This window comes from Cupriavidus numazuensis, from assembly GCF_905397435.1.
In the GTDB taxonomy this organism is placed as follows: domain Bacteria; phylum Pseudomonadota; class Gammaproteobacteria; order Burkholderiales; family Burkholderiaceae; genus Cupriavidus; species Cupriavidus numazuensis.
The window spans coordinates 123297-143206 of sequence record NZ_CAJPVI010000017.1 but is presented as its reverse complement, the minus strand read 5'-3'; the positions used below and the strand labels follow the sequence as shown (position 1 = coordinate 143206).

The window sequence follows — 19910 nt, the reverse complement described above, 5'->3', positions numbered from 1 at the left end:
GATGGCAGGCAGCCAGCGTATTAGCTGGCTGCCTGCTGCTTTTCCATATCTAATCCGCGAACAGCTCAACAAACTGATTGCGCAGCCACTGGTTTGCCGGGTCGTGGTGGTACCTGGCATGCCAGAACAGATTGATCTGTATCTCCGGCAGCGCAAACGGGTGGCTGACATATTTGAGCCCGAAATACCGGGCACATCGTTCCGCAAACGTCCAGGTCACCGTGGCTACCAGATCAGTGGTGGCGATGATGTCCGCCAGTGCCACGAAATGCGGTACGCGCAGGCGAACCCGGCGGTTCACGCCCGCTTCGGCAAGTATCTCGTCATTTCGGGCGTGCCCCGTGCCCGCTGCCGTGACCACCACGTGTTCCGCCGCTTCGAAGTCCCGCATGCTGATCTTCTTCTTGTCCAGCGCATGGCCGGGGCGGAACAGGCAAACATAGCGCTGTCGGAACAGGCGCCGTTGAAAGAACCCGCTGCCGAGTTCCGGAAGGTGGCCGACCGCCAGATCGATCTTCCCCTGACTCATGTCCGCCGCGAGGTCCACCGCCGTATTGCGCACGGTCGACAGCGTCACGCCAGGTGCGCGTTGTCCAAGCGCGCCCATCAAAGGCGGAATGAAATGCACCTCACCAATATCGGTCATCGCGACACGGAACGCGCGGGCGCTGTGCTCGGGGTCGAAGCTGCGCTTCTGGCTCAGCGTCGCCTGCAGTGACTCCAGCGCAAAGCTGATTGGCTTAGCCAACTCCAGCGCGAGCGGCGTTGGCAGCATGCCCTTGCTGCTCCGCACAAATAACTGATCCCCCAACAGCGCGCGCAATCGCGCCAGCGCATTGCTCACGGCCGGCTGGCTGAGGTTCATGGCCTTGGCGGCCCCAGAAACCGTGCCCTGCCGCAGCAATTGCTCAAACACAACCAGCAGGTTCAGATCGACGTCTTTCAGCTCCATGAAAGCCTTATTGATTCTGTGAATATTGAATATAGGCCAGATTCTATTGGTTTATTTTGCACGGCGCTCCATGATCCTTCCCATACGGAAAGCAATACGGAGACAACCATGCGAACCGACTCGTCCCAGGCTGGTCCGGTGTGGGCTGACGACAGCATCAGCCGCATCCCCTTCCGCGTCTACACGGATGCCCAGCTATACCAGCGTGAACTCGAACGCTGCTTCTACCAGGGTCACTGGAACTACGTTGGGCTTGAGGCCGAGATTCCGAACCCAGGCGACTTCAAGCGCACCACGGTGGGCGAACGGTCCGTGATCCTGGTGCGCGACAAGGATGGCGACATCAACGTCGTCGAAAACGTCTGCGCCCATCGCGGCATGAAGTTCTGCAGGGAGCGAAGCGGAAACCGGAAGGACTTCCATTGCCCGTACCACCAGTGGAACTATGACCTGAAAGGCAATCTGCAGGGTGTGCCACTGCGCCGCGGCGTCAAGCAGGACGGAAAGGTCAACGGCGGCATGCCGCCCGATTTCAAGCCGCAGGAGCACGGGTTGACGCAACTGAAGGTTGCGACGCGTGGCGGGGTCGTGTTCGCCTCGTTCGACCACGACGTCGAGCCGCTCGAGGACTATCTCGGGCCGGACATCCTCGGCTACTTCGACCGCCTGTTCAATGGCCGCAAGCTGAAGGTGCTCGGCTACAACAAGCAGCGCATTCCGGGCAACTGGAAACTGATGCAGGAGAACATCAAGGACCCCTATCACCCCGGACTGCTGCACACCTGGTTTGTCACGTTCGGCCTCTGGCGCGCGGACAACAAGTCGCGGCTCGTCATGGATGACGCGTTCCGCCATGCGGCGATGGTGTCGACGCGCGGCCAGGGCGGCAAGAGCGACGTGACGTCGGGCGTATCGAGCTTCAAGGACCAGATGGCGCTGAACGACGAGCGGATCCTCGACATCGTCCACGAACCATGGTGGGGCGAACCCACTGCTGTGATGATGACCGTTTTCCCGAGCGTGATCTTCCAGCAACAGGTCAACTCGGTTTCCACGCGCCATATCCAGCCCAATGGCCCCGACTCGTTCGACTTCGTGTGGACGCACTTCGGCTTCGAGGATGACACGGAGGAGATGACACGGCGCCGCCTGCGTCAGGCCAATCTGTTCGGCCCTGCAGGCTTCGTGTCAGCCGACGATGGCGAAGCGATCGAATGCTCGCAGGAAGGCTTCTCGCAGAAGCCATGGCATTGCGTGATCGCCGAACTGGGGGGCAAGACTGCCGAGAACACCGACCACATGGTCACCGAAACACTGATCCGCGGCCTGTACGCCTACTGGCGCAAGGTGATGGAGGTTTGACGCCATGAACTTCACTGACTACTACGCGCTGCTCGGCCTCTACGCCGACTACACCCACGCCGTGGACACCGGCGATTGGGACCGCTGGCCGGATTTCTTCACCGACGACTGCCTCTATCGCGTCCAGCCCCGCGAGAACCACGAGCGTGGCTTGCCACTCGCCACGCTCTCGCTCGAAGGCAAAGGCATGCTCAAGGACCGCATCTATGGCATTCGCGAGACCCTGTTTCACGATCCCTACTATCAGCGCCACATCGTCGGGACGCCCCTGATCCGCGAAGCCAGCGGCGAGAGGATCGTCGCGGAGACGAACTATGCCGTGCTTCGCACCAAGCCCGACCAGATGAGCGATGTGTACAACGTCGGCCGCTATCTCGACACCATCGTCCGGACAGCCGAAGGCTGGAAATTCGCGTCCCGCCTCTGCGTGTTCGATAGCGAGATGATCCCCAACTCGCTGATCTACCCCATCTGACAAGGAACCCTCATGACGGAAACCTGGATCGAGGCCGCCACGCTGTCCGGCGTGCCGCAGGACGACGTGATCGCCGTGGCCGTGCAAGGCAAGGAAATCGCGCTGTATGGCGTGGACGGCGACGTCTACGCGACCGACAACATCTGCACGCATGGCCACGCTCGTCTGTGCGAAGGCTTTCTTGAAGGACACGAGATCGAATGCCCGCTTCACCAAGGCAGGTTCGACATCCGCAACGGCGCCGCCATGTGCGCGCCGCTGACCGAGGGCATCCGAACCTATCCGGTCCGGATCGAGGGCGGCAAGGTCTTCCTGGACCTTGGCTGACACGCCCTGCGCCAAGGAAGCAGAGGAGATCCGCATGAATGCCGAACAACCAGACAGCGCGACCAACAACTTTCCGATCGGCACGATTGTCATCGTTGGCGCAGGCCAGGCCGGCAGCTGGACCGCGCAGACGCTACGCCAGGAAGGCTTCACTGGCAGGCTCGTGCTGATCGGTGATGAAAGCCATCCTCCGTATGAGCGACCGCCATTGTCCAAGGCCGTGCTGGCAGGAGAGGCCGAGCCTGCCAGCACGTGGCTGCAGAAGCCGCAAGCGTTCGACGCCCTCGGGCTGGAGTGGCGGCCGGACACACGGGTGAACCGCATCGACCGCCGTGCGAAACGGCTGGAAATCAGCGATGGCACGACGCTGCCTTACGACAAGCTGATCCTCTGTACCGGCGGCCGCGCTCGCAAGCTTACTGTCCCGGGTGCCGATCAGACACGCATCCATACATTACGCACGATCGGCGACGCGCAGTCGCTGGCAAAGGAGTTTCGACCGGGCCGCAGTGTGGCCGTAGTCGGCGGCGGCTGGATCGGGCTCGAAGTTGCCGCCACGGCGCGCCAGAAAGGCGCCGAGGTGACGGTGCTCGAGGCACAAGGCCGGCTGTGCGAACGTTCCGTGCCCCCGGAGATCTCGGAGCATCTGCTTGGACTGCATGCCACGCATGGCGTGCGCGTCAGGCTTGGCACCCATCTCTCCGGCATCGCCCGAAGTACGGACGGACGATCCGTCCTGACGCTTGCAGATGGGGACACGCTAACTTGCAATGCAATCGTCGCGGGTGTAGGCCTGGTGCCGAATGATGATCTGGCGCGTGACGCAGGGCTGGATTGCGACGGTGGCGTGGTTGTCGACGAGCGCTGCTGCACGTCAGACGCTGACATCTTTGCCGCAGGCGATGTCGCCGTGACGCCAAACCCGTGGGCAGGCCGCCGCTTGCGGCTGGAATCGTGGCAAAACGCGCAGGAGCAAGGTATCGCCGCCGCACGCGCCGCACTGGGCTTGCCGGTCGTCTATCAGCCGCTGCCGTGGTTCTGGTCAGACCAGTACGATATGAACCTGCAGATCTATGGCGTCCCCCTGCCCTCGCACCGCATGGTGACGCGCGGCATGCCGGGAGACAACAGCTTCATGCTGTTCTACCTCGAGGGCGAGATCATCAAGGCCGCGCTGGGCGCCAATGCCGCCCGTGACCTCCGTTTCGCGCGCAGGCTGATCGAGCAGGGCAAGCAAGTAGATGCGAAGCGACTTGCCGACCCGGATGTTCCCATGGGCAAGCTGTCTGCCTGAAGGCGAAGGCGCGTCACCACCCTCGCCTGAGGGCATGAGTGGTAACGCGATTCAAAGTCCGCTCAGCGGCCCTTCCATTGCGGCTTGCGTTTCTCCGCAAACGCGGCCAAACCTTCGCGGCGATCCTCGGACTTGAGCACGCGCGCAGCGATCGGTGCCTGCAACTGCCAGGCCTCCTCATCGGTCCAGTCGGCACTGCGCTGGATCACTGCCTTGCTCGCGGCGAGCGCGAGCGGGGCATTCACGAGCAGGCCTTCGGCCAGTGCCACCGCCTCCTGCAAGGCTGTGCCCGGCTCGACCAGTCGGTTCAGCAAGCCGTGCTGCTGGAAGAACGCGGCATCCCGGATCTCGCCGCTCAGCACCAGTTCCATGGCGAGGTGATACGGGATGCGCCGCGGCAGGCGGAACAGGCCGCCGCCCAGCGCGATCACGCTGTGGCGCACTTCGGGCAGTCCCATCCGCGCGGCGCTCGACGCCACGATCAGGTCGCACGCGAGGCAGATCTCCAGGCCGCCGCCGACGGCATAGCCTTCCACCGCCGCGATCAGCGGCTTGCGCGGCGGACGTCCGAACAGGCCGAACAGGCCGCGGTCGTCCGTGCTCAGCCGTTCCCCGCGTGCAGCTGCCTTCAGGTCCCCACCGGTGCAGAAGTTGCCACCATTGCCGGTCAGGATGCCGGCGAACAGATTGTCATCCTCGTCGAGCAGGTCCATCGCGGCATTCAGTTGCGCGGCGGTGGCGCCGTCGACAGCGTTCTTCGCTTCCGGCCGGTTCAGCGAGACGATTAGCAATGCGCCGCGCCGTTCGACGATGACACAGGGATCGCGCTGGCTCATACCGGCCTCACAGTCCGAACGAGAACCCGCCGTTGACCGCGTAGGTCTGGCCGGTGATCCACGAGCTGGCATCCGACGCAAGGAACAGCGCCATGTTCGCCACATCGTCCGGGCGGCCCGGACGGCGGATGACGTAGCGCTCCATCATCTTCTTCAGGCGCTCGGGATCGGCATTCAGCGCCTTTTCAGTGAACGGCGTCGCCGTGGCCGAAATCGCCACGCAGTTGGCGGTGATGTGGTGGCGGCCCAGCGTGCGGGCAATACCGCGCATGAAGCCGGCAGCGCCTGCCTTGGCGCCCGAGTACACCTCCATGCCCGGCTCGCCTACGCGGCCCGCGTCGGAAATGATCGTGATGATGCGGCCACCCTTGCGCTCGATCATGTTCGGGATCACGGCGCTGGCGCAGTGGATCACGCCGTAGAAGTTGACTTCGATGGCGCTGTTCCATACCTCGCGGCCATGCTCCCAGAACGGCTTGCGAATATCGGCCGACGGCGCGGCACCGTTGTTGCCGGCGTTGTTCACGAGCACGTCGATGGGGCCGGCGAGTTCACCAGCCTTCGCGATCATGCGCTGCACGCTCTGCGGGTCCGACACGTCGGCCTGCACCGCGAAGGCCTCGCCACCGCCATCGCGAATGGACTGCGCGACGACTTCTGCGCGGTCGAGGTGGAAATCGTTCACGAACACGGTGGCGCCGTGGTCAGAGAAATGACGGGCGATCTGTTCGCCCACGCCCTGGCCGGCGCCGGTGACCAGCGTCACCTTGCCGTCGAGATTGAGGATGTCGTTCATGTTTGATGTCTCCGTGATGATTGAGTAGGCGATCAGACGTGCAGGATGGTCGCCACGCCCGCTGCGCCGTCCTTGCCCAGCGAACCGCCGTTGTTGCTGGCGAGGGCGACCTTGGCACCTTCGCGCTGGCGCGGGCCGCTCTGGCCGCGCAGTTGCTGCGTCAGTTCGACGACTTGTGCGACGCCGGTTGCGCCGATGGGGTGGCCCTTGCTGAGCAGGCCGCCGCTCGGGTTGACCGAGATACGGCCGTTCAGGCCGGTAGCGCCGCTGCGCAGCAGCGTCGGGCCTTCGCCCGGCTCGCACAGACCCAGCGACTCGTAGTACATCAGTTCAGCCGGAGCGGACGCGTCGTGCAGCTCAGCCACGTGGATGTCCTTCGGCAAGACGCCAGCCTTCTCGTACACGCCGAGGGTCGAGCGGATCGAGCAGTGTTCTAGTTCGCCATTGGGCGTGCCCGACACCATGACCGAACCGCCCACCCATACCGGCTGGCTCACGCCCAGCTTGCGGGCGAACGCGGGCGAGCACAGCACCACAGCGGCGGCGCCGTCGCCGATCGACGAGCACATCTGCAGCGTCAGCGGGTCACTGATGACGCGGCTGCCGAGCACCGACTCGACGGTGGTCTCGCTGCGGAACTGCGCTACCGGGTTCAGCGACGCGGCATGGCGGCTCTTGACCACGATCTGCGCAATGTCTTCACGCGTGGCGCCGGTCGCTGCCATGTACTTGCGGGTCTTCTCGGCGTAGATGTCCATGAAGATCGAGCCGCTGCCCGACCCGACGTGCTTGGGCACCTCTTCTTCGAGGTCGACCGCCTTGGCCAGCGCACCCAGCGAGACGGCCTTGTCCTCGTGCGTCATGCGCTCCGCGCCGATCGCAATGGCAACGTCTGCCTGCCCGCCGCGCACGGCGTTGTAGGCCAGCCAGAACGCAGTGCTGCCGGTGGCGCAGGCGTTCTCGACATTGACCACCGGCTTGCCGGCGAGCCCCGTGAAGCGCAGCGCTGCCTGGCCGCGCACCATTTCCTGGCCAGTGATCAGGCCCGCCACGGCGTTGCCGAAATAGACCTGGTCCACCTGCGCCGGCGCGATGCCGGCATCGGCCAGCGCCGCCTGCACGGCAGCGGAGGCAAGCATGCGGACCGACTGGTCCGGAAACTTCCCGAATGGCGTCATGCCGACGCCGATGATTGCGCAATCGTGGCTCATACCTGTCTCTCCTTGTTCTTCCAGTAGGGTTCCCTGAGATCCCGCTTCAGCAACTTGCCCATCGGGTTGCGGGGCAGCTCTTCCATGAATTCAACGCGGCGCGGCCGCTTGTACGACGCGAGCAGCGGCACGCAATGCGCAAGCAGGGTTGCTTCGTCGGTGCGCTGGCCGGGCTTGAGTTCGCAGAACGCGAGCACTTGCTCGCCAAACTCGTCGTCGGGAATGCCGATCACGGCGGCATCGAGCACGGCCGGATGCTTCTGCAGCGCGGCCTCGATCTCGGCGGGGTAGATGTTCACGCCGCCGGAAATAATCATGTCCTTGACGCGGTCAGTGATGAAGAGGTAGCCCTCGTCGTCCATGTAGCCCACATCACCGGTGCGGAAAAACCCGGTTGCATCGAGCGTGTCGGGGTCCAGCGGCGGCGCGTTGAGGTAGCTGCGGATCACCACCGGCGTCTTCACCCACAGCTCGCCCGTCTGGCCAGCAGGCAGTGCATTGCCGTCGGCGTCGCGAACCTGGAGTTGCACGTGGGGCAACAGGCGGCCGCTCGACGCGGGACGGGTGCGCTGCATCTCCGGCAGAAGCAGGCTGACCAGCCCGACCTCGCTCGCGCCGTAAACCTCATGCAGCACCTCGCCGAAGTAATCGAGGATCCAGTGCTTCAGTTCCAGCGGCACCGGCGCCGTGCCGATGCGGATCTGGCCAATGGAGGACACGTCCGCCTGTTCCAGCGTCGCGGCCGGCAGCGCATGAATGCGCTTGAACATCGTCGGCACGGCGGTCCAGTGGCTGATGCGGTGCTTCGCAATCAGTTGCAGCGTTTCCTCGGGATTGAAGCGGCGCTGCAGCACGATCTTGTTGTGGTGATGCACCGACGCCCAGAACTGCGCCGGGCCAGCCGCGTGGTGGAACGGCATGTTGATCAGCGTCGCGTCGCGGTCCGAGCAGCGCACATAGCCTTCGCGCCCCTGATGAAACTCGCGCAGCGTCTGCGCATCCACGCCGGCGTCCTGGTTCATCACCACACCCTTCGGCCGGCCGGTGGTGCCCGAGGTGTAGATGATCAGGCGCGGATCGCCCTTCGAATAGAGCTTGTCCGCGTTGCCTTGCAGGAGATCGGCGTAGGAGACCAGGCCGGCGGCGGGTGTCTCGATCGACACCGCGATGCGCAGCGCCGACCCGGTGAACGACGACACGAATGCGGCCGGATCTTCGTCGTCGCAGACCAGCACGGTGGCCCCGCTGTCGGTAATCACATGCTGGCTTTCATCGGCAGTGAGGCGAAAGTTCAGGCCCAGCATCGCGCAGCCGAGCTTGGCGATAGCGCCGGCGATGACTGCCCATTCGAGCCGGGGCCGGGTACGCATCGCCACGATGTCTCCTTCGCCCACGCCACGTGCCTTCAGCGCATTGGCAACGCGGTTGGCGAGATCGTCAAGCTCGGCCCAGGTGACGCTGCTCTCGCCTTCGACGACGGCCACCTCATCCGGCCTTTCGATCGCCCACCGCTCGATGGACATCGGGTTGGGTTGGTTCATGTCTCCTCCTGTGACTCTGTGGATTGCATGACCGATGCCGTCTGGTGGGCATCGCTCAATGTCGGAACCATTCTTGCATTATTGCTTGTCAACAGCAAGTATGTTGATAAACAAAAAATGATGGCTCTCACAGCCTTGGCTCCGCCCGCCCAGGCTTGAGCAGGGAAAGCCCCTGCATGCAGCGCCACGTCGCCGATACGTTTGCGGGTAAACCATCTGATTCCCTCCCCGGATTTTATCTTGTTTGTCGCCAGCAAGTAAATTAGCATTTCGCCACCGTCAGCCGGAACATGCGAATCACGGGTGACAGGTCTATCAAAATACATGGGGACAAGATGCACGCACTCGCAAACCTGACACGTCGGGCAGTGGCAACGCTCGCCGCACTGCTCACGCTCACATCACCCGTCATGGCCGACAGCTACCCGGATCATGTCGTCAAGATCGTGACGCCCACCAGCGCCGGCTCCAGCGTGGACGACTACCTCCGCTTGCTGGCCAACCACCTGAGCCAGAAGCTCGGACAGAGCTTCATCGTCGAGAACCGGCCGGGCGGCAACATGATCATCGGCGCCGACGTTGTGGCCAAGGCGACGCCGGATGGCTATACCCTGCTGATGGCGTCGTCCGGGGTCATGTCGGCCAACCCCTTCCTGTTCAAAAGGCTGCCTTATGACCCACTCAAGGACTTTGTCCCGATCGCGCGCTTCATGGCGCTGCCCATGGTCATCGCCGTCCCGGCATCGTCGCCCTACCGCACTATCGCGGACCTGGTTGCCGATGCTCGCGCGCATCCCGGCAAGCTGAACTATGGCACCGCGGCAGCTCCCTCGCAGGTGGCCATGGCGGCCTTCAATGAAGCCGCCAGCATCCGCGCCGTCAGCGTGCCATACAAGGGCATGGCCAACCTGCTGCCCGATGTGATGACGGGCGTGGTGGATTACGCCGTCAGCGAATCGGCGACGGTGCTGCCCCACGTCCAGTCAGGCCGGCTGCGCGTGCTGGCCGTGCTGGGCCCCGGCCGCGTCCCGGCAATCAGCGAAGTGCCGACCATTGCAGAAGCGGGCTACCCCGGCGTGCGCGTGGCAAGCTGGGGCGGCCTGTTCGCGCCGGCGGGCACGGCGCCCGCGATCGTCGAGAAGCTGCAGCGCTACACGCTCGAATTCGCCAGTTCGCAGGCATCGCAGGCGTTCCACGCCAGGCGGGGCAGCCTGCCTTACCCGGCCACCAGCCCGGAACTGGCGAAGGCGATCCGGGAAGACCAGCAGATGTGGAAGCGGCTGATCACGCTTGCCGGCATCCAGCCGGAATAATTGCCCGGCATGCTCGCGCGGACGAGCCATACTGGCACTAGCCGTGGTCTTGCAGACGCGCGGGCGACGTGGTCGGGGCAAAGAAGAAAAATGGAGAAGGCTACACACATCAAACCCAGTCTGTGTGCACTGGCGGCCGCAGGCACACTGTCGGCATGGCAAGCGACAGCCGGTGCTGCGACCGGCGTGACGCTGTATGGCGTCGTGGATGCCTCGGTGGAGTATGTCAACCGGGTTGCCGCGTCGCCCGCAAGTCCGAATGCCGGTGGCTCGCGAATCGACATGCCGAACATCGGCGGCCTGTCGGCGTCGCGCTGGGGCCTGCGCGGCACCGAGGACCTTGGCAGCGGCATGCAGGCGCTTTTCGTCCTGGAAGGCGGCTTCTTCCCGGATACGGGCGGGCTCCCGTCCAGCGGGCTGTTCAGCCGCGTCGCAATGGTTGGCCTGAAGCACCAATTCGGCCAGGTTACGTTCGGCCGGCAGACCACATCCATGCTCGACGGCCTGATCAACTTCTCGCCGCTGCGTTTCGCCGCCACGTATGAACCCGGCATCTGGTGGATGGGCATCAATTACCGGGAAAGCAACATGGCGAAGTACACCGGCCAGTTCGGCAATGTCCAGGCGGTGGCCCATTACTCGTTTGGCACCGGCGTGCCCGCGCTGTCCACGGGCAACCTGCTCGCCAACGGCGGCGCCGGCGAGGACCCCGCTCACGGCAAGGACAACACCGCGTACGGCGCTTCCGTGATGTACCTGGACGGCGTCTTCGGTCTCGGCATTGGCTACGACCAGTGGAATCCGGCGCTGACGGCTGGCCAGACTGCGAGAGTCCGGAAGGCCTCGGTAGGCGGCAGCTACAGGAACGGGCCCGTCAAGCTGCTGGCCGGTTACCGCTGGAACAAGTCCGACTTCCCCAACGGCAACACCCTGATCCGTGACGACTACTGGTGGGCTGGCATCAACTACCAGGCCTCCCCCGCTTTGACGTTGTCGCTGGCCTACTTCTACGCCAATGTGAAACAGGGCGCCGCCATCACCACGGCAAGTCCCGGGAATCCTCCGAACATGCAGCAATATACGCTGCTTGCCGACTACAACTTCAGCAAGCGTACCGACGTGTATGTGTCAGTCGGCTATGCGCGCAACGGCGGCCTGAGCTTCGACAGTGCCGCCACGGCCTACTCCTTCAACTACCCGACGATGACTGGCCAGAAGGGCATGCTGGGCGTCATTACCGGTGTTCGTCACGCGTTCTAGGCATCCAGGGCTTCCCGTACAAAGTCCAGCCGGTCCTGGCCGAAGAACATCTCCTGCCCGACGAACATCGTCGGCGCGCCGAAGACGCCACGCTGCAGCGCCTCGTCGGTGGTGGCCTTCAACGCGGCCTTGATCTCGGGATCGCTCACCCACGCTTCGATCTGGCCTGCGTCGAAGCCGCCGCGCGCGAGCGTCTGCGCGGTCAGTCCCATGTCATTCAGGTTGAGCGAATCCACCCAGATGGCCTGGAAAACCGTGGACAGGAAGTGGTCGAACCGCTCCGGCTCGCGCAACTGGACCGCGGTGGCCGCGCGCATGAGCATCAGCGTGATGATGGGAAAGTGCGGGTTCTGCGCAAGCGGCACGCCGTAGCGCCGCGCAAAGCGGGCCAGGTCGTGCGAGACGTAGCGGCCCTTCGCCGGCACCGCGCCTGGCGATGCATTGCCGGTAGCCTGGAACACGCCGCCCAGCAGCATCGGCTTGTAGACGAGTTGCGCGCCGGCTTGTGCACAGAGCGCGGGAAGCTGCGTCCAGGCCAGGTAAGAGGCTGGACTGCCTACATCGAAGTAGAACTCCACCATCTTGGTCACGTCATCCTCCTTTTATTTAACGTACGTTTAGTTAACGGACGATATGCTATGGTTCACTTGATGTCAACTGCCAGACCGCTGCCATGCGCTACACCAAGACCCACAAGGAAGAGACCCGCAAGAAGCTGCTCGATGCGAGCAGCGCGATCGCCAAGAAGGGAGGATTCTCGTCCACGGGCGTGGACGCGCTGATGTCCTCCATCGGGCTGACCGGCGGCGCGTTCTACAGCCATTTCGGTTCCAAGCAGGAGCTGTTCGAGGCAATTGTCGAACTCGAAATGCAGAAGAGCAGCGACATGATGGCGGGCGACAAGGAGTCCCCTGAAAACCACGTGGCAAAGTGTGTGCGGGACTATCTGAGTTCGTTTCACGCAGTCACGCCCGAGGTCGGTTGCATCCTCCCCACCCTGGGCGCCGAAATTGCGCGCGCCGGCCCTGAAGTGCGGCAACAGGTCGAGCGCGGCCTGAAGCACACGCAGCAGAGCTGGTCTGCGCGTACGGGCGACAGCGACGCGGCCTGGGCCCTGATCGCGCAACTGGTCGGCGCGCTGGTACTGGCCCGCACCGTAGAAAGCGAAAAGACGCGCAAGGAAATCCTGGCCGCCAGCCGCCGCTTTTTGGGCAAGACAATCCCGACCGCCGCCGAATCAAAGGGCTGATCGCGCCAGGCTTTAGCGGCTTGACACCTCGCGACCTGTGACTTAACGTTCGTTCACTAAACGGACGTAGACCAAAGGAGACTCCATGACATCCAGCCACGCGCAGCCCAAGGTTGCCCTGGTCATTGGCGCAGGCGATTCCACTGGCGGGGCCATTGCCAGGCGTTTTGCCCGCGAAGGCTATATCGCCTGCGTCACTCGCCGCGACGCGGACAAACTGCAACCACTCGTCGACAGTATTCGCGCTGAAGGCGGCCAGGCGTTCGGCTACGGCAGCGATGCGCGCAAGGAAGACGCGGTGGCGGCATTGTTCGAGCAGATCGAAGCCGAGCATGGGCCGATCGAGGTTCTCGTGTTCAATATTGGCGCCAACGTACCTTCAAGCATCCTGGAGGAAACCCCGCGCAAGTACTTCAAGATCTGGGAGATGGCCTGCTTCAGCGGCTTCCTCAACGCCCAGGCGGCGGCCCGCCGGATGGTCGCGCGCGGCCGGGGCACCATCCTGTTCACGGGCGCCACGGCGGCATTGCGCGGCGCTGCAAACTTTGCCGCGTTTGCCGGGGCAAAGCACGCCCTGCGCGCACTGGCGCAAAGCATGGCGCGCGAGCTGGGCCCGCAAAACATCCACGTCGCGCATGTGGTCGTGGACGGCGCCATCGACACCGCGTTCATCCGCGATACGTTCCCCGAACGCTACGCGCTCAAGGAGCAGGATGGCATCCTGAATCCCGAGCACATCGCGGAGAACTACTGGTACCTGCACAGCCAGCCGCGCGATGCCTGGACTTTTGAGCTGGATCTGCGCCCCTACATGGAACGCTGGTAAGACGTCGGGCAAAGCCGGAGGATGAGGGGCGACGGCAAGCGACCTCGCCCCGATCAATATCCGCGAGCGATCTCGCGCAACACGGCACGCTGCCGCTCGTCGGGCATGCGCATCTTCGCCGGCAGATCGATCATGACTTTCAGCACGAGATCTCCCGATCGTCGGCGCTTTGGATCGTGCAGCCCCTGCCCGGCGATGCGGATCAGCGCGCCACTGCGCGTCATTGGCGGCACCTCCACCACCAGAGAGGTCCGGAAGCGCATCAGCGACACCTGTCCGCCCAGGATGGCAACCACGAAGTCGATCTTCAGTTCGCGCTGCAAATCCAGTCCGTCCATGCGGAATACGCGGTCTGCACGAATACTGACTTTGCAAAGCAGGTTGCCCCTGGGTCCGCCGTCGACGGATTCCCCTCCGAGGCCTTTGGCGCGCAGGACGGTGCCATCCCTGGTATGCGCGGGAACGGTGACGCGCAGCAGCTTTGCCACCCGGGTCGTCCCGAGCCCCCGGCAGGCATCGCAACGACGCGTTCGCTGACCGGCACCCTGGCAGTCAGTGCATGGCACTTGCCGGAAGCGACGGGCGAGTGAACCACGGCCCTCACAGGTCGCGCAGTCCGAAGCCTGTTGCCCCTTTCCCGAACAGTGCACACAGGCCGGGGACTCGCTGACTCTCGTCAACGCAATACCTCCGAGAACCGCTGTTTCAAGCGGAATCGTCGTCTCGCAGGCGTAGTCCGCGCCCGGTGTACCCGGGCTGCGCGCAGCGTCCGGCGCCGCAGCAGGCCCGTCATTGCGCTTCGGCTGCGCCACTTGCGCGTCGTAGGCAGCGCGGGCCACGGGGTCTTTCAGCACCGCATAAGCTTGCTGCAGCGACTTGAAGACCGCTTCCGCACGCTCGGCCGTGTCGGGATTCCTGTCCGGATGCCAACGCATGGCCAGGCGGCGATAGGCGTTGCGGATATCAGCCTGCGAAGCCGCACGTTGAACCCCGAGCACGCGGTAGTAGTCGCTATCCATCCCTGAGTTCTGGTTCTCGTCGTGGTGAAATTGTCCGGCCCGCCCGGGGCGACCTCGCCGAGGCGGCGGCTTCTTTCACCAGCGCGGCGTCTGCTGTGTCGCGGGGCCATCCGTCGCACCGCTTCGGATGCGCGTTGCGCGCAGGCAATGCCCCCATGGGTTGTCGACACCAACGCGTCGAATTTCACCCCAACTGAGGGAGGGGGCATGAGGCATGTACGCCACTCATTGATATTCAATTTTTTTGATTAACTATGACAGCGATAGCCCCATTCCTTAGGGTCGTCCCTGTCTATAGTTCTGCTCATGGCGAACAGCACAGCAAGTAGCCCGCCAGACTCCAAGTTCAAACCGATTGAATTTTTCCGTTTAAGAGAGACGCCATGTCGAACGCCAAGCTGCAAGTCCTGACCCCGCGCAACAGCCAGCTCATCATCATCGACCACCAGCCGCAGATGGCGTTCGGCGTCCAGTCGATGGACCGCCAGACCATGAAGAACAATGTCGTGGGCCTGGCCAAGGCAGCAAAGATCTTCGAGGTGCCGACCACCATCACCACGGTCGAAAGCGAATCGTTCTCCGGCTTCACCTACCCCGAACTGCTCGACGTGTTTCCCGGCAAGGAAACCCTCGAACGCAGCTCGATGAATTCGTGGGATGACCAGAAGGTGCGCGACGCGCTCGCCGCGAACGGCCGCAAGAAGATCGTCGTGGCCGGACTGTGGACCGAAGTCTGCAACACGACCTTCGCGCTGAGCGCCATGCTGGAAGGCGACTACGAGATCTACATGGTGGCGGACGCGTCCGGCGGCACGACGAAGGAAGCGCACGACTATGCCATGCAACGCATGATCCAGGCCGGCGTGGTGCCGGTGACCTGGCAGCAGGTCATGCTGGAATGGCAACGCGACTGGAAGAACCGCGAGACCTACGACGCCGTCATCGGCGTGGCCAAGGAACACTCGGGCGCCTACGGCATGGGCATCGACTACGCCTACACGATGGTGCACAAGGCCGCGCAGCGTACCGCGACCACGCATGCTTCGATCGCGCCGGTCCATGCGCCCGTGATCGAACACTGAGCACCAACTCGCAGCCTGGGCTGCGAATACAAATACCGGAGGGGCTACGGCCCCTTTCCTGCGTCCCGATATACTCGCGACAAACCAACCCCGGGGGACGCGCGTGGATCGGCTGCAGGCCATGAAGACCTTCGTCACGGTCGTGGAGACCGGCGGCTTCACGGCCGCTGCGCGCAAGCTCGATGTATCGCTGTCCGTCGTGAGCCGCGTGATCACGGAACTGGAGGCCCACCTTGGCGTGCGGCTGCTGACGCGCACCACCCGGCTGGTGCGGCCCACCGAAACCGGGGCCGCTTACTTCGAGAATTGCCGACGCCTGCTGGCCGAGATCGAAGAGGCCGAACTTTCCGCCACGGGAACGCATGCGGCGCCGCGCGGCCAGTTGTCGGTGACGGCATCGGTCCTGTTCGGCTCGCGCTACGTCACGCCGATCGTCGTCGAATATCTGCAGCGCTATCCCGAGGTCGGCGTCAGTTGCCTGCTGCTGGACCGCGTGGTCAATTTTGTCGATGAAGGCATCGACGTTGGTGTGCGCATCGGCGATCTGCCGAGTTCGTCGCTGCAGGCGGTGCCGGTCGGACGCGTGCGGCGCGTGGTCTGCGCTTCGCCGGACTACCTCGCCCGCCATGGCGTGCCACGGACACCGGACGACCTGGCCCACCATACGCTGATCCAGACCACCGGCATCTCCACGCTGCCGGAATGGCGCTTTCATCACAACGATCAGCCGGTACTCACGCGCATCGCCCCGCGCATGGCCACCACCACCAATGACTCCGCTATCGCTGCGGCGGTGGCCGGCTTCGGCGTGGCCCGCGTGCTGTCGTATCAAGTCGCGGGCGAACTGGCCGAGGGGCGGCTGCGGATCGTGCTGGCCGACTATGAACCGCGGCCGCTTCCGATCCATGTGATCCATCGTGAAGGGCGCCACGCGGTGCAAAAAGTGCGCGCCTTCCTGGATCTGGCGATCGAACGGCTGCGCGCCGACCAGACTATCAACTGACGCCGCATTATTCTGGTTTCCAGAAGAGTCCCTTCACGGACAGGCCGTTTTTCGTGGCCGTTCGCGCACCTAAGATGATTTGCACCACCACACCCGCGCGCCGGCCGCAAGAATGCGGCAGCAGCGGGCAAACCATCCGACGCCAAAGGGGCTTTTTCCATGCAGATCTACGTCCATCCGCTGTCCGGTCATTCGCACCGCGCCCGCCTGTTCCTGTCGCTGATCGGCGCCCACGCCGAGCCTGTCGAGGTCGACCTGGCCAGGCGCGAGCACAAGTCGCCCGAGTTCCTCAAGCTCAATCCGTTCGGGCAGCTGCCGGTCCTTGTCGACGGCGACACCGTGGTACCGGACTCGAACGCCATCATGGTCTACCTGGCCCGCAAGTTCGGCAGGACCGACTGGCTGCCTGAAGCGCCGGCCGCCGCCGCCGCGGTGCAACGCTGGCTGTCCGTGGCCGCGGGCGATATCGCCTTCGGTCCCGCCGCCGCACGCCTGATCACCGTGTTCGGCGCGCCGCTGAACAGCGAAGAGGTGATCGCCCGCGCCCACGTAGTCATCAAGCGCGTGGACGACGCGCTCGAAGGCCGCGAATGGATCGCCGCGGCACAGCCGACCATCGCCGACGTAGCGCTCTACAGCTACATTGCGCGCGCGCCGGAAGGCTTTGTCGACCTGGCGGACTACGCCAACGTCAGGCGCTGGCTCGCCGCCGTAGAAGCGCTGCCTGGCTTTGTCGAGTTCAAGAAGAGCGCCGCCGGGCTCGAAGCCTGAAAGCGCGGCCCACCGCACCCCGTCTCCCGCTGACAGGAGGAGTCCGAACATGTCCACCACCCCCAACTTTCCCTGGCACGCGGGCGAACTCGCACTGCAGGCCCGCTTCGGTGTCGCGGCAAAGATGGAAGACATCGGCCGGCGCGTAGTTCGGGACTACATGCCGGACCAGCATCGTGAGTTCTTCGCGCAGATGCCGTTCGTCGTGCTCGGCACCGTAGCGCCGGACGGACGCGTGTGGGCAACGTTGCGCGCAGGAGCTCCGGGCTTTCTGCATTCGCCCGATGCCCGCATCCTGGATATGCACTTGCCACGGGACGCCGCAGACCCCGCTGACGCAGGCATGGAAGACGGCCAGCCCGTGGGCCTGCTCGGCATCGACCTGATGACGCGCCGGCGCAATCGCATGAATGGTGTGCTGCGGCATGCAGACAGTGCCGGCGCGGGCTTTCACATTGACGTGGCACAGAGCTTCGGCAACTGCCCGCGCTACATCCAGCAACGCGCGTTCAGCTTTACGCGCGACCCGTCCGAGCAGACATCCATCGCCCCGCTGGCAATGGATGCCCTCGACTCGCGCGCACGCGCGCTGATCGCCTCGGGGGACGCGTTCTTTGTGGCGTCCTACGCGGACCGGCCTGATGCCGGCCGGCAGGTCGACGTGTCGCACCGCGGCGGTCAGCCCGGCTTCGTGCGGCTAGACGCAGACGGCGGCCTCACCATTCCCGATTTCGCCGGCAATCTGTTCTTCAACACGCTCGGCAACTTCATGGTGAACCCCACGGCCGGCGTCACCTTCGCCGATTTCGAGACCGGTGAGCTGCTGCAGATGTCGGGCCGCGTGGAAGTCATCGTCGACTCACCCGAGATCGCCGCATTTCAGGGCGCCGAACGCCTGTGGCGTTTCTTCCCCGAGAAAATCGTGCGGCGCGAGGCGGCCTTGCCGATGCGCTGGGCGCGTGCCGGCGAGCCAGCAGATCAGTAGTCCAGTCAGGGTAGTCCGAGGCACTCCGTCATCATCGCCACGTTTGTCGCTCGGACAGAAAGTGACTCGCCGGCTACGCCGGCGAAACTGCGGCGCCAGCCAACAGCGATCCTCCCAATTCCCCCAAGCCCCCCAAGACCCCAAATCTCCCCTACACGGGCCTCCCCCGCAACATATACTCCCTCAGTATCGACGTAGTGATCGCGGCGCCGCTGCTGGAGAGGCTGTAAAAGCCCTCGGCGGCCGCCGACGCTGGTTTGTAGCCTGAGCACCGCCGGAGGTCGCAGATGCTGACAGCCATCGCCTACACGATGATCATCGTCTTCATGGCGCTGATCATGACCAAGCGCCTGTCGGCGATGGTGGCGCTGATCGTGGTGCCCATCATCTTCGGGCTGCTGGCGGGCTTCGGGCTCAACCTGGGCCCGATGATGCTTGAAGGCATCAAGAAGCTGGCCCCCACCGGCGTCATGCTGATGTTCGCGATCCTGTATTTCGGGATCATGATCGATGCCGGCCTGTTCGACCCGGCGGTGCGCGTCATCCTGAGACTGGTCGGCAACGATCCGACCAAGATCGTGATCGGTACCTTTGTGCTGGCTACCGTGGTATCGCTCGACGGCGACGGCTCGACCACCTACATGATCACCTGCGCGGCCATGCTGCCGCTGTACAAGCGCCTGGGCCTCAGCCGGCTGGTGCTCGCCTGCGTCATCATGATGGCCGGCGGGCTCATGAACATCCTGCCCTGGGGTGGCCCCACGGCCCGCGCGGCCAGTTCGCTCGGCGTGGACGTTGGCCAGCTGTTCGTCCCGATGATCCTGCCGATGATCGTCACGGGCGTCTGGTGCATCTTTGTCGCGGGCCTGCTCGGGCGCCGCGAGAAAAGGCGTCTCGGTGCGCTGGCGCTGCAGCAGACTGGCATGCCCGCCGAAGCTGGTCCGATGGTCACCGCCAGCGAGCCCGCGACTGCGCGGCCCCGGCTGCTGTGGTTCAACTTCGCGCTGACGGTGGCACTGATGGCGCTGCTGATCCACGGCGCGATCCCGCTGCAGGTGTTGTTCATGGTCGCGTCGGCGATCGCGCTGATGGTCAACTATCCCAATATGCAGGATCAGAAGGAGCGGATCGCCTCGCACGCCGGCAATATCGTGCCGGTGGTCTCGCTGATCTTTGCCGCCGGCATCTTCGTCGGCATCCTGTCGGGCACGAAGATGGTCGATGCCATTGCCGCGAGCGTCATTGCCGGCCTGCCCAACTGGCTGGAGCCGTATCTCGCGGTCGTGACCGCGGTGCTGAGCGTGCCGTTCACGTTCTTCATCTCCAACGATGCGTTCTACTTCGGCATCCTGCCGATCCTGGCCAAGGCAGGCGCCGTGCACGGCATTGGCGCCGCGGAGCTCGGGCGGGCTTCGCTGATCGGCCAGCAGGTGCACCTGCTCAGTCCGCTGGTGGCGTCGACCTACCTGCTGGTCGGCCTGTGCGAGGTCGAGTTCGGCGATCATCAGCGCTATACGCTGCTGTGGGCACTCTCGGCGGCGGCGGTGATGCTGCTCGCAAGCATCATCTTCGGCGTGATCCCGGTCGTGGGCAGGACCTGAGGCTTCC

21 protein-coding genes are annotated in these 19910 nt (G+C 64.2%); 14 read left to right on the top strand and 7 right to left on the bottom strand.

Annotated elements, in window-relative coordinates; genetic code table 11:
- Nucleotides 1-49: 49 nt before the first annotated feature.
- Nucleotides 50-952, bottom strand: coding sequence for a LysR family transcriptional regulator (locus KHO41_RS15660; protein ID WP_211954192.1), 903 nt, complete (start codon nucleotides 950-952; stop codon nucleotides 50-52).
- Between the two features lie 108 nt (nucleotides 953-1060).
- Between KHO41_RS15660 and KHO41_RS15655 the strand changes: the two genes are divergently transcribed.
- Genes KHO41_RS15655 through KHO41_RS15640 form a run of 4 tightly spaced genes read left to right on the top strand, consistent with a single transcriptional unit; the run spans nucleotide 1061 to nucleotide 4410 of the window.
- Nucleotides 1061-2314 (top strand): aromatic ring-hydroxylating dioxygenase subunit alpha, encoded by a 1254-nt coding sequence (locus tag KHO41_RS15655; protein WP_211954191.1) that lies wholly within the window; start codon nucleotides 1061-1063, stop codon nucleotides 2312-2314.
- Nucleotides 2315-2318: 4 nt separating this feature from the next.
- On the top strand, nucleotides 2319-2789 hold the full coding sequence (locus KHO41_RS15650) for an aromatic-ring-hydroxylating dioxygenase subunit beta (protein ID WP_211954190.1): 471 nt from the start codon (nucleotides 2319-2321) through the stop codon (nucleotides 2787-2789).
- Nucleotides 2790-2801: 12 nt separating this feature from the next.
- The gene (locus KHO41_RS15645; RefSeq protein WP_211954189.1) at nucleotides 2802-3116 is read left to right on the top strand and encodes a non-heme iron oxygenase ferredoxin subunit; all 315 of its coding nucleotides are present in this window, start codon (nucleotides 2802-2804) and stop codon (nucleotides 3114-3116) included.
- 34 nt (nucleotides 3117-3150) lie between these two features.
- Nucleotides 3151-4410 (top strand): NAD(P)/FAD-dependent oxidoreductase, encoded by a 1260-nt coding sequence (locus tag KHO41_RS15640; RefSeq protein ID WP_211954188.1) that lies wholly within the window; start codon nucleotides 3151-3153, stop codon nucleotides 4408-4410.
- A gap of 62 nt (nucleotides 4411-4472) precedes the next feature.
- Here KHO41_RS15640 and KHO41_RS15635 read toward each other — a convergent pair whose 3' ends face one another.
- From KHO41_RS15635 to KHO41_RS15620, 4 genes are read right to left on the bottom strand one after another with little or no spacing between them, the layout of a single operon-like run.
- The gene (locus tag KHO41_RS15635) at nucleotides 4473-5246 is read right to left on the bottom strand and encodes a crotonase/enoyl-CoA hydratase family protein (protein WP_211954187.1); all 774 of its coding nucleotides are present in this window, start codon (nucleotides 5244-5246) and stop codon (nucleotides 4473-4475) included.
- Between the two features lie 7 nt (nucleotides 5247-5253).
- Entirely contained in the window at nucleotides 5254-6042 is a 789-nt protein-coding gene (locus KHO41_RS15630; protein WP_211954186.1) for an SDR family NAD(P)-dependent oxidoreductase, read from the bottom strand.
- Nucleotides 6043-6074: 32 nt separating this feature from the next.
- Nucleotides 6075-7253, bottom strand: a complete 1179-nt coding sequence (locus tag KHO41_RS15625) for a thiolase family protein (RefSeq protein ID WP_211954185.1) — start codon at nucleotides 7251-7253, stop codon at nucleotides 6075-6077.
- Nucleotides 7250-8794: a class I adenylate-forming enzyme family protein gene (locus KHO41_RS15620; protein ID WP_211954184.1), complete on the bottom strand. Its 1545-nt coding sequence runs from the start codon at nucleotides 8792-8794 to the stop codon at nucleotides 7250-7252. The genes KHO41_RS15625 and KHO41_RS15620 overlap by 4 nt, the downstream gene beginning before the upstream one ends.
- A 27-nt stretch (nucleotides 8795-8821) precedes the next feature.
- On the opposite strand from KHO41_RS15620, the gene KHO41_RS41685 reads away from it, so the two are divergent.
- The 3 genes from KHO41_RS41685 (at nucleotide 8822) to KHO41_RS15610 (ending at nucleotide 11367) form a co-directional block, all read left to right on the top strand.
- Nucleotides 8822-8953 carry a hypothetical protein gene (locus tag KHO41_RS41685; protein WP_280519699.1) on the top strand — a complete coding sequence of 44 codons (132 nt, stop codon included), beginning with the start codon at nucleotides 8822-8824 and terminating at the stop codon, nucleotides 8951-8953.
- Between the two features lie 176 nt (nucleotides 8954-9129).
- The gene (locus KHO41_RS15615) at nucleotides 9130-10107 is read left to right on the top strand and encodes a Bug family tripartite tricarboxylate transporter substrate binding protein (RefSeq protein ID WP_244873857.1); all 978 of its coding nucleotides are present in this window, start codon (nucleotides 9130-9132) and stop codon (nucleotides 10105-10107) included.
- A 108-nt stretch (nucleotides 10108-10215) separates the two neighbouring features.
- Entirely contained in the window at nucleotides 10216-11367 is a 1152-nt protein-coding gene (locus KHO41_RS15610; RefSeq protein WP_376989622.1) for a porin, read from the top strand.
- On the opposite strand, the gene KHO41_RS15605 is transcribed toward KHO41_RS15610, so the two are convergent.
- Complete coding sequence (locus KHO41_RS15605) at nucleotides 11364-11957, bottom strand: 2-hydroxychromene-2-carboxylate isomerase (RefSeq protein ID WP_211954182.1); 594 nt, start codon at nucleotides 11955-11957, stop codon at nucleotides 11364-11366. The genes KHO41_RS15610 and KHO41_RS15605 overlap by 4 nt on opposite strands.
- A gap of 83 nt (nucleotides 11958-12040) precedes the next feature.
- On the opposite strand from KHO41_RS15605, the gene KHO41_RS15600 reads away from it, so the two are divergent.
- Together KHO41_RS15600 and KHO41_RS15595 are read left to right on the top strand one after the other, a co-directional pair.
- Nucleotides 12041-12616, top strand: coding sequence for a TetR/AcrR family transcriptional regulator (locus KHO41_RS15600; RefSeq protein ID WP_211954181.1), 576 nt, complete (start codon nucleotides 12041-12043; stop codon nucleotides 12614-12616).
- Nucleotides 12617-12701: 85 nt separating this feature from the next.
- Nucleotides 12702-13442 (top strand): SDR family oxidoreductase, encoded by a 741-nt coding sequence (locus tag KHO41_RS15595; RefSeq protein WP_211954180.1) that lies wholly within the window; start codon nucleotides 12702-12704, stop codon nucleotides 13440-13442.
- Between the two features lie 53 nt (nucleotides 13443-13495).
- Here KHO41_RS15595 and KHO41_RS15590 read toward each other — a convergent pair whose 3' ends face one another.
- Nucleotides 13496-14461: a DnaJ C-terminal domain-containing protein gene (locus tag KHO41_RS15590; protein ID WP_211954179.1), complete on the bottom strand. Its 966-nt coding sequence runs from the start codon at nucleotides 14459-14461 to the stop codon at nucleotides 13496-13498.
- 383 nt (nucleotides 14462-14844) lie between these two features.
- Between KHO41_RS15590 and KHO41_RS15585 the strand changes: the two genes are divergently transcribed.
- From KHO41_RS15585 to KHO41_RS15565, 5 genes are all read left to right on the top strand, one after another.
- On the top strand, nucleotides 14845-15543 hold the full coding sequence (locus KHO41_RS15585) for a hydrolase (protein WP_011300841.1): 699 nt from the start codon (nucleotides 14845-14847) through the stop codon (nucleotides 15541-15543).
- Nucleotides 15544-15646: 103 nt separating this feature from the next.
- Nucleotides 15647-16546: a LysR family transcriptional regulator gene (locus KHO41_RS15580; protein WP_211954178.1), complete on the top strand. Its 900-nt coding sequence runs from the start codon at nucleotides 15647-15649 to the stop codon at nucleotides 16544-16546.
- A gap of 159 nt (nucleotides 16547-16705) precedes the next feature.
- Nucleotides 16706-17317 carry a glutathione S-transferase family protein gene (locus KHO41_RS15575; protein WP_211954177.1) on the top strand — a complete coding sequence of 204 codons (612 nt, stop codon included), beginning with the start codon at nucleotides 16706-16708 and terminating at the stop codon, nucleotides 17315-17317.
- A gap of 49 nt (nucleotides 17318-17366) precedes the next feature.
- Complete coding sequence (locus KHO41_RS15570) at nucleotides 17367-18302, top strand: pyridoxamine 5'-phosphate oxidase family protein (RefSeq protein ID WP_211954176.1); 936 nt, start codon at nucleotides 17367-17369, stop codon at nucleotides 18300-18302.
- Nucleotides 18303-18589: 287 nt separating this feature from the next.
- Complete coding sequence (locus tag KHO41_RS15565) at nucleotides 18590-19903, top strand: CitMHS family transporter (protein WP_211954175.1); 1314 nt, start codon at nucleotides 18590-18592, stop codon at nucleotides 19901-19903.
- Nucleotides 19904-19910 lie beyond the last annotated feature (7 nt).

Excerpts from the sequence above, each read along its gene's own strand:
- KHO41_RS15660 (WP_211954192.1), bottom strand. The coding sequence starts at position 952 with ATGGAGCTGAAAGACGTCGATCTGAACCTGCTGGTTGTGTTTGAGCAA.
- KHO41_RS15655 (WP_211954191.1), top strand. The coding sequence starts at position 1,061 with ATGCGAACCGACTCGTCCCAGGCTGGTCCGGTGTGGGCTGACGACAGC.
- KHO41_RS15650 (WP_211954190.1), top strand. The coding sequence starts at position 2,319 with ATGAACTTCACTGACTACTACGCGCTGCTCGGCCTCTACGCCGACTAC.
- KHO41_RS15645 (WP_211954189.1), top strand. The coding sequence starts at position 2,802 with ATGACGGAAACCTGGATCGAGGCCGCCACGCTGTCCGGCGTGCCGCAG.
- KHO41_RS15640 (WP_211954188.1), top strand. The coding sequence starts at position 3,151 with ATGAATGCCGAACAACCAGACAGCGCGACCAACAACTTTCCGATCGGC.
- KHO41_RS15635 (WP_211954187.1), bottom strand. The coding sequence starts at position 5,246 with ATGAGCCAGCGCGATCCCTGTGTCATCGTCGAACGGCGCGGCGCATTG.
- KHO41_RS15630 (WP_211954186.1), bottom strand. The coding sequence starts at position 6,042 with ATGAACGACATCCTCAATCTCGACGGCAAGGTGACGCTGGTCACCGGC.
- KHO41_RS15625 (WP_211954185.1), bottom strand. The coding sequence starts at position 7,253 with ATGAGCCACGATTGCGCAATCATCGGCGTCGGCATGACGCCATTCGGG.
- KHO41_RS15620 (WP_211954184.1), bottom strand. The coding sequence starts at position 8,794 with ATGAACCAACCCAACCCGATGTCCATCGAGCGGTGGGCGATCGAAAGG.
- KHO41_RS41685 (WP_280519699.1), top strand. The coding sequence starts at position 8,822 with ATGACCGATGCCGTCTGGTGGGCATCGCTCAATGTCGGAACCATTCTT.
- KHO41_RS15615 (WP_244873857.1), top strand. The coding sequence starts at position 9,130 with ATGCACGCACTCGCAAACCTGACACGTCGGGCAGTGGCAACGCTCGCC.
- KHO41_RS15600 (WP_211954181.1), top strand. The coding sequence starts at position 12,041 with ATGCGCTACACCAAGACCCACAAGGAAGAGACCCGCAAGAAGCTGCTC.
- KHO41_RS15595 (WP_211954180.1), top strand. The coding sequence starts at position 12,702 with ATGACATCCAGCCACGCGCAGCCCAAGGTTGCCCTGGTCATTGGCGCA.
- KHO41_RS15590 (WP_211954179.1), bottom strand. The coding sequence starts at position 14,461 with ATGGATAGCGACTACTACCGCGTGCTCGGGGTTCAACGTGCGGCTTCG.
- KHO41_RS15585 (WP_011300841.1), top strand. The coding sequence starts at position 14,845 with ATGTCGAACGCCAAGCTGCAAGTCCTGACCCCGCGCAACAGCCAGCTC.
- KHO41_RS15575 (WP_211954177.1), top strand. The coding sequence starts at position 16,706 with ATGCAGATCTACGTCCATCCGCTGTCCGGTCATTCGCACCGCGCCCGC.
- KHO41_RS15570 (WP_211954176.1), top strand. The coding sequence starts at position 17,367 with ATGTCCACCACCCCCAACTTTCCCTGGCACGCGGGCGAACTCGCACTG.
- KHO41_RS15565 (WP_211954175.1), top strand. The coding sequence starts at position 18,590 with ATGCTGACAGCCATCGCCTACACGATGATCATCGTCTTCATGGCGCTG.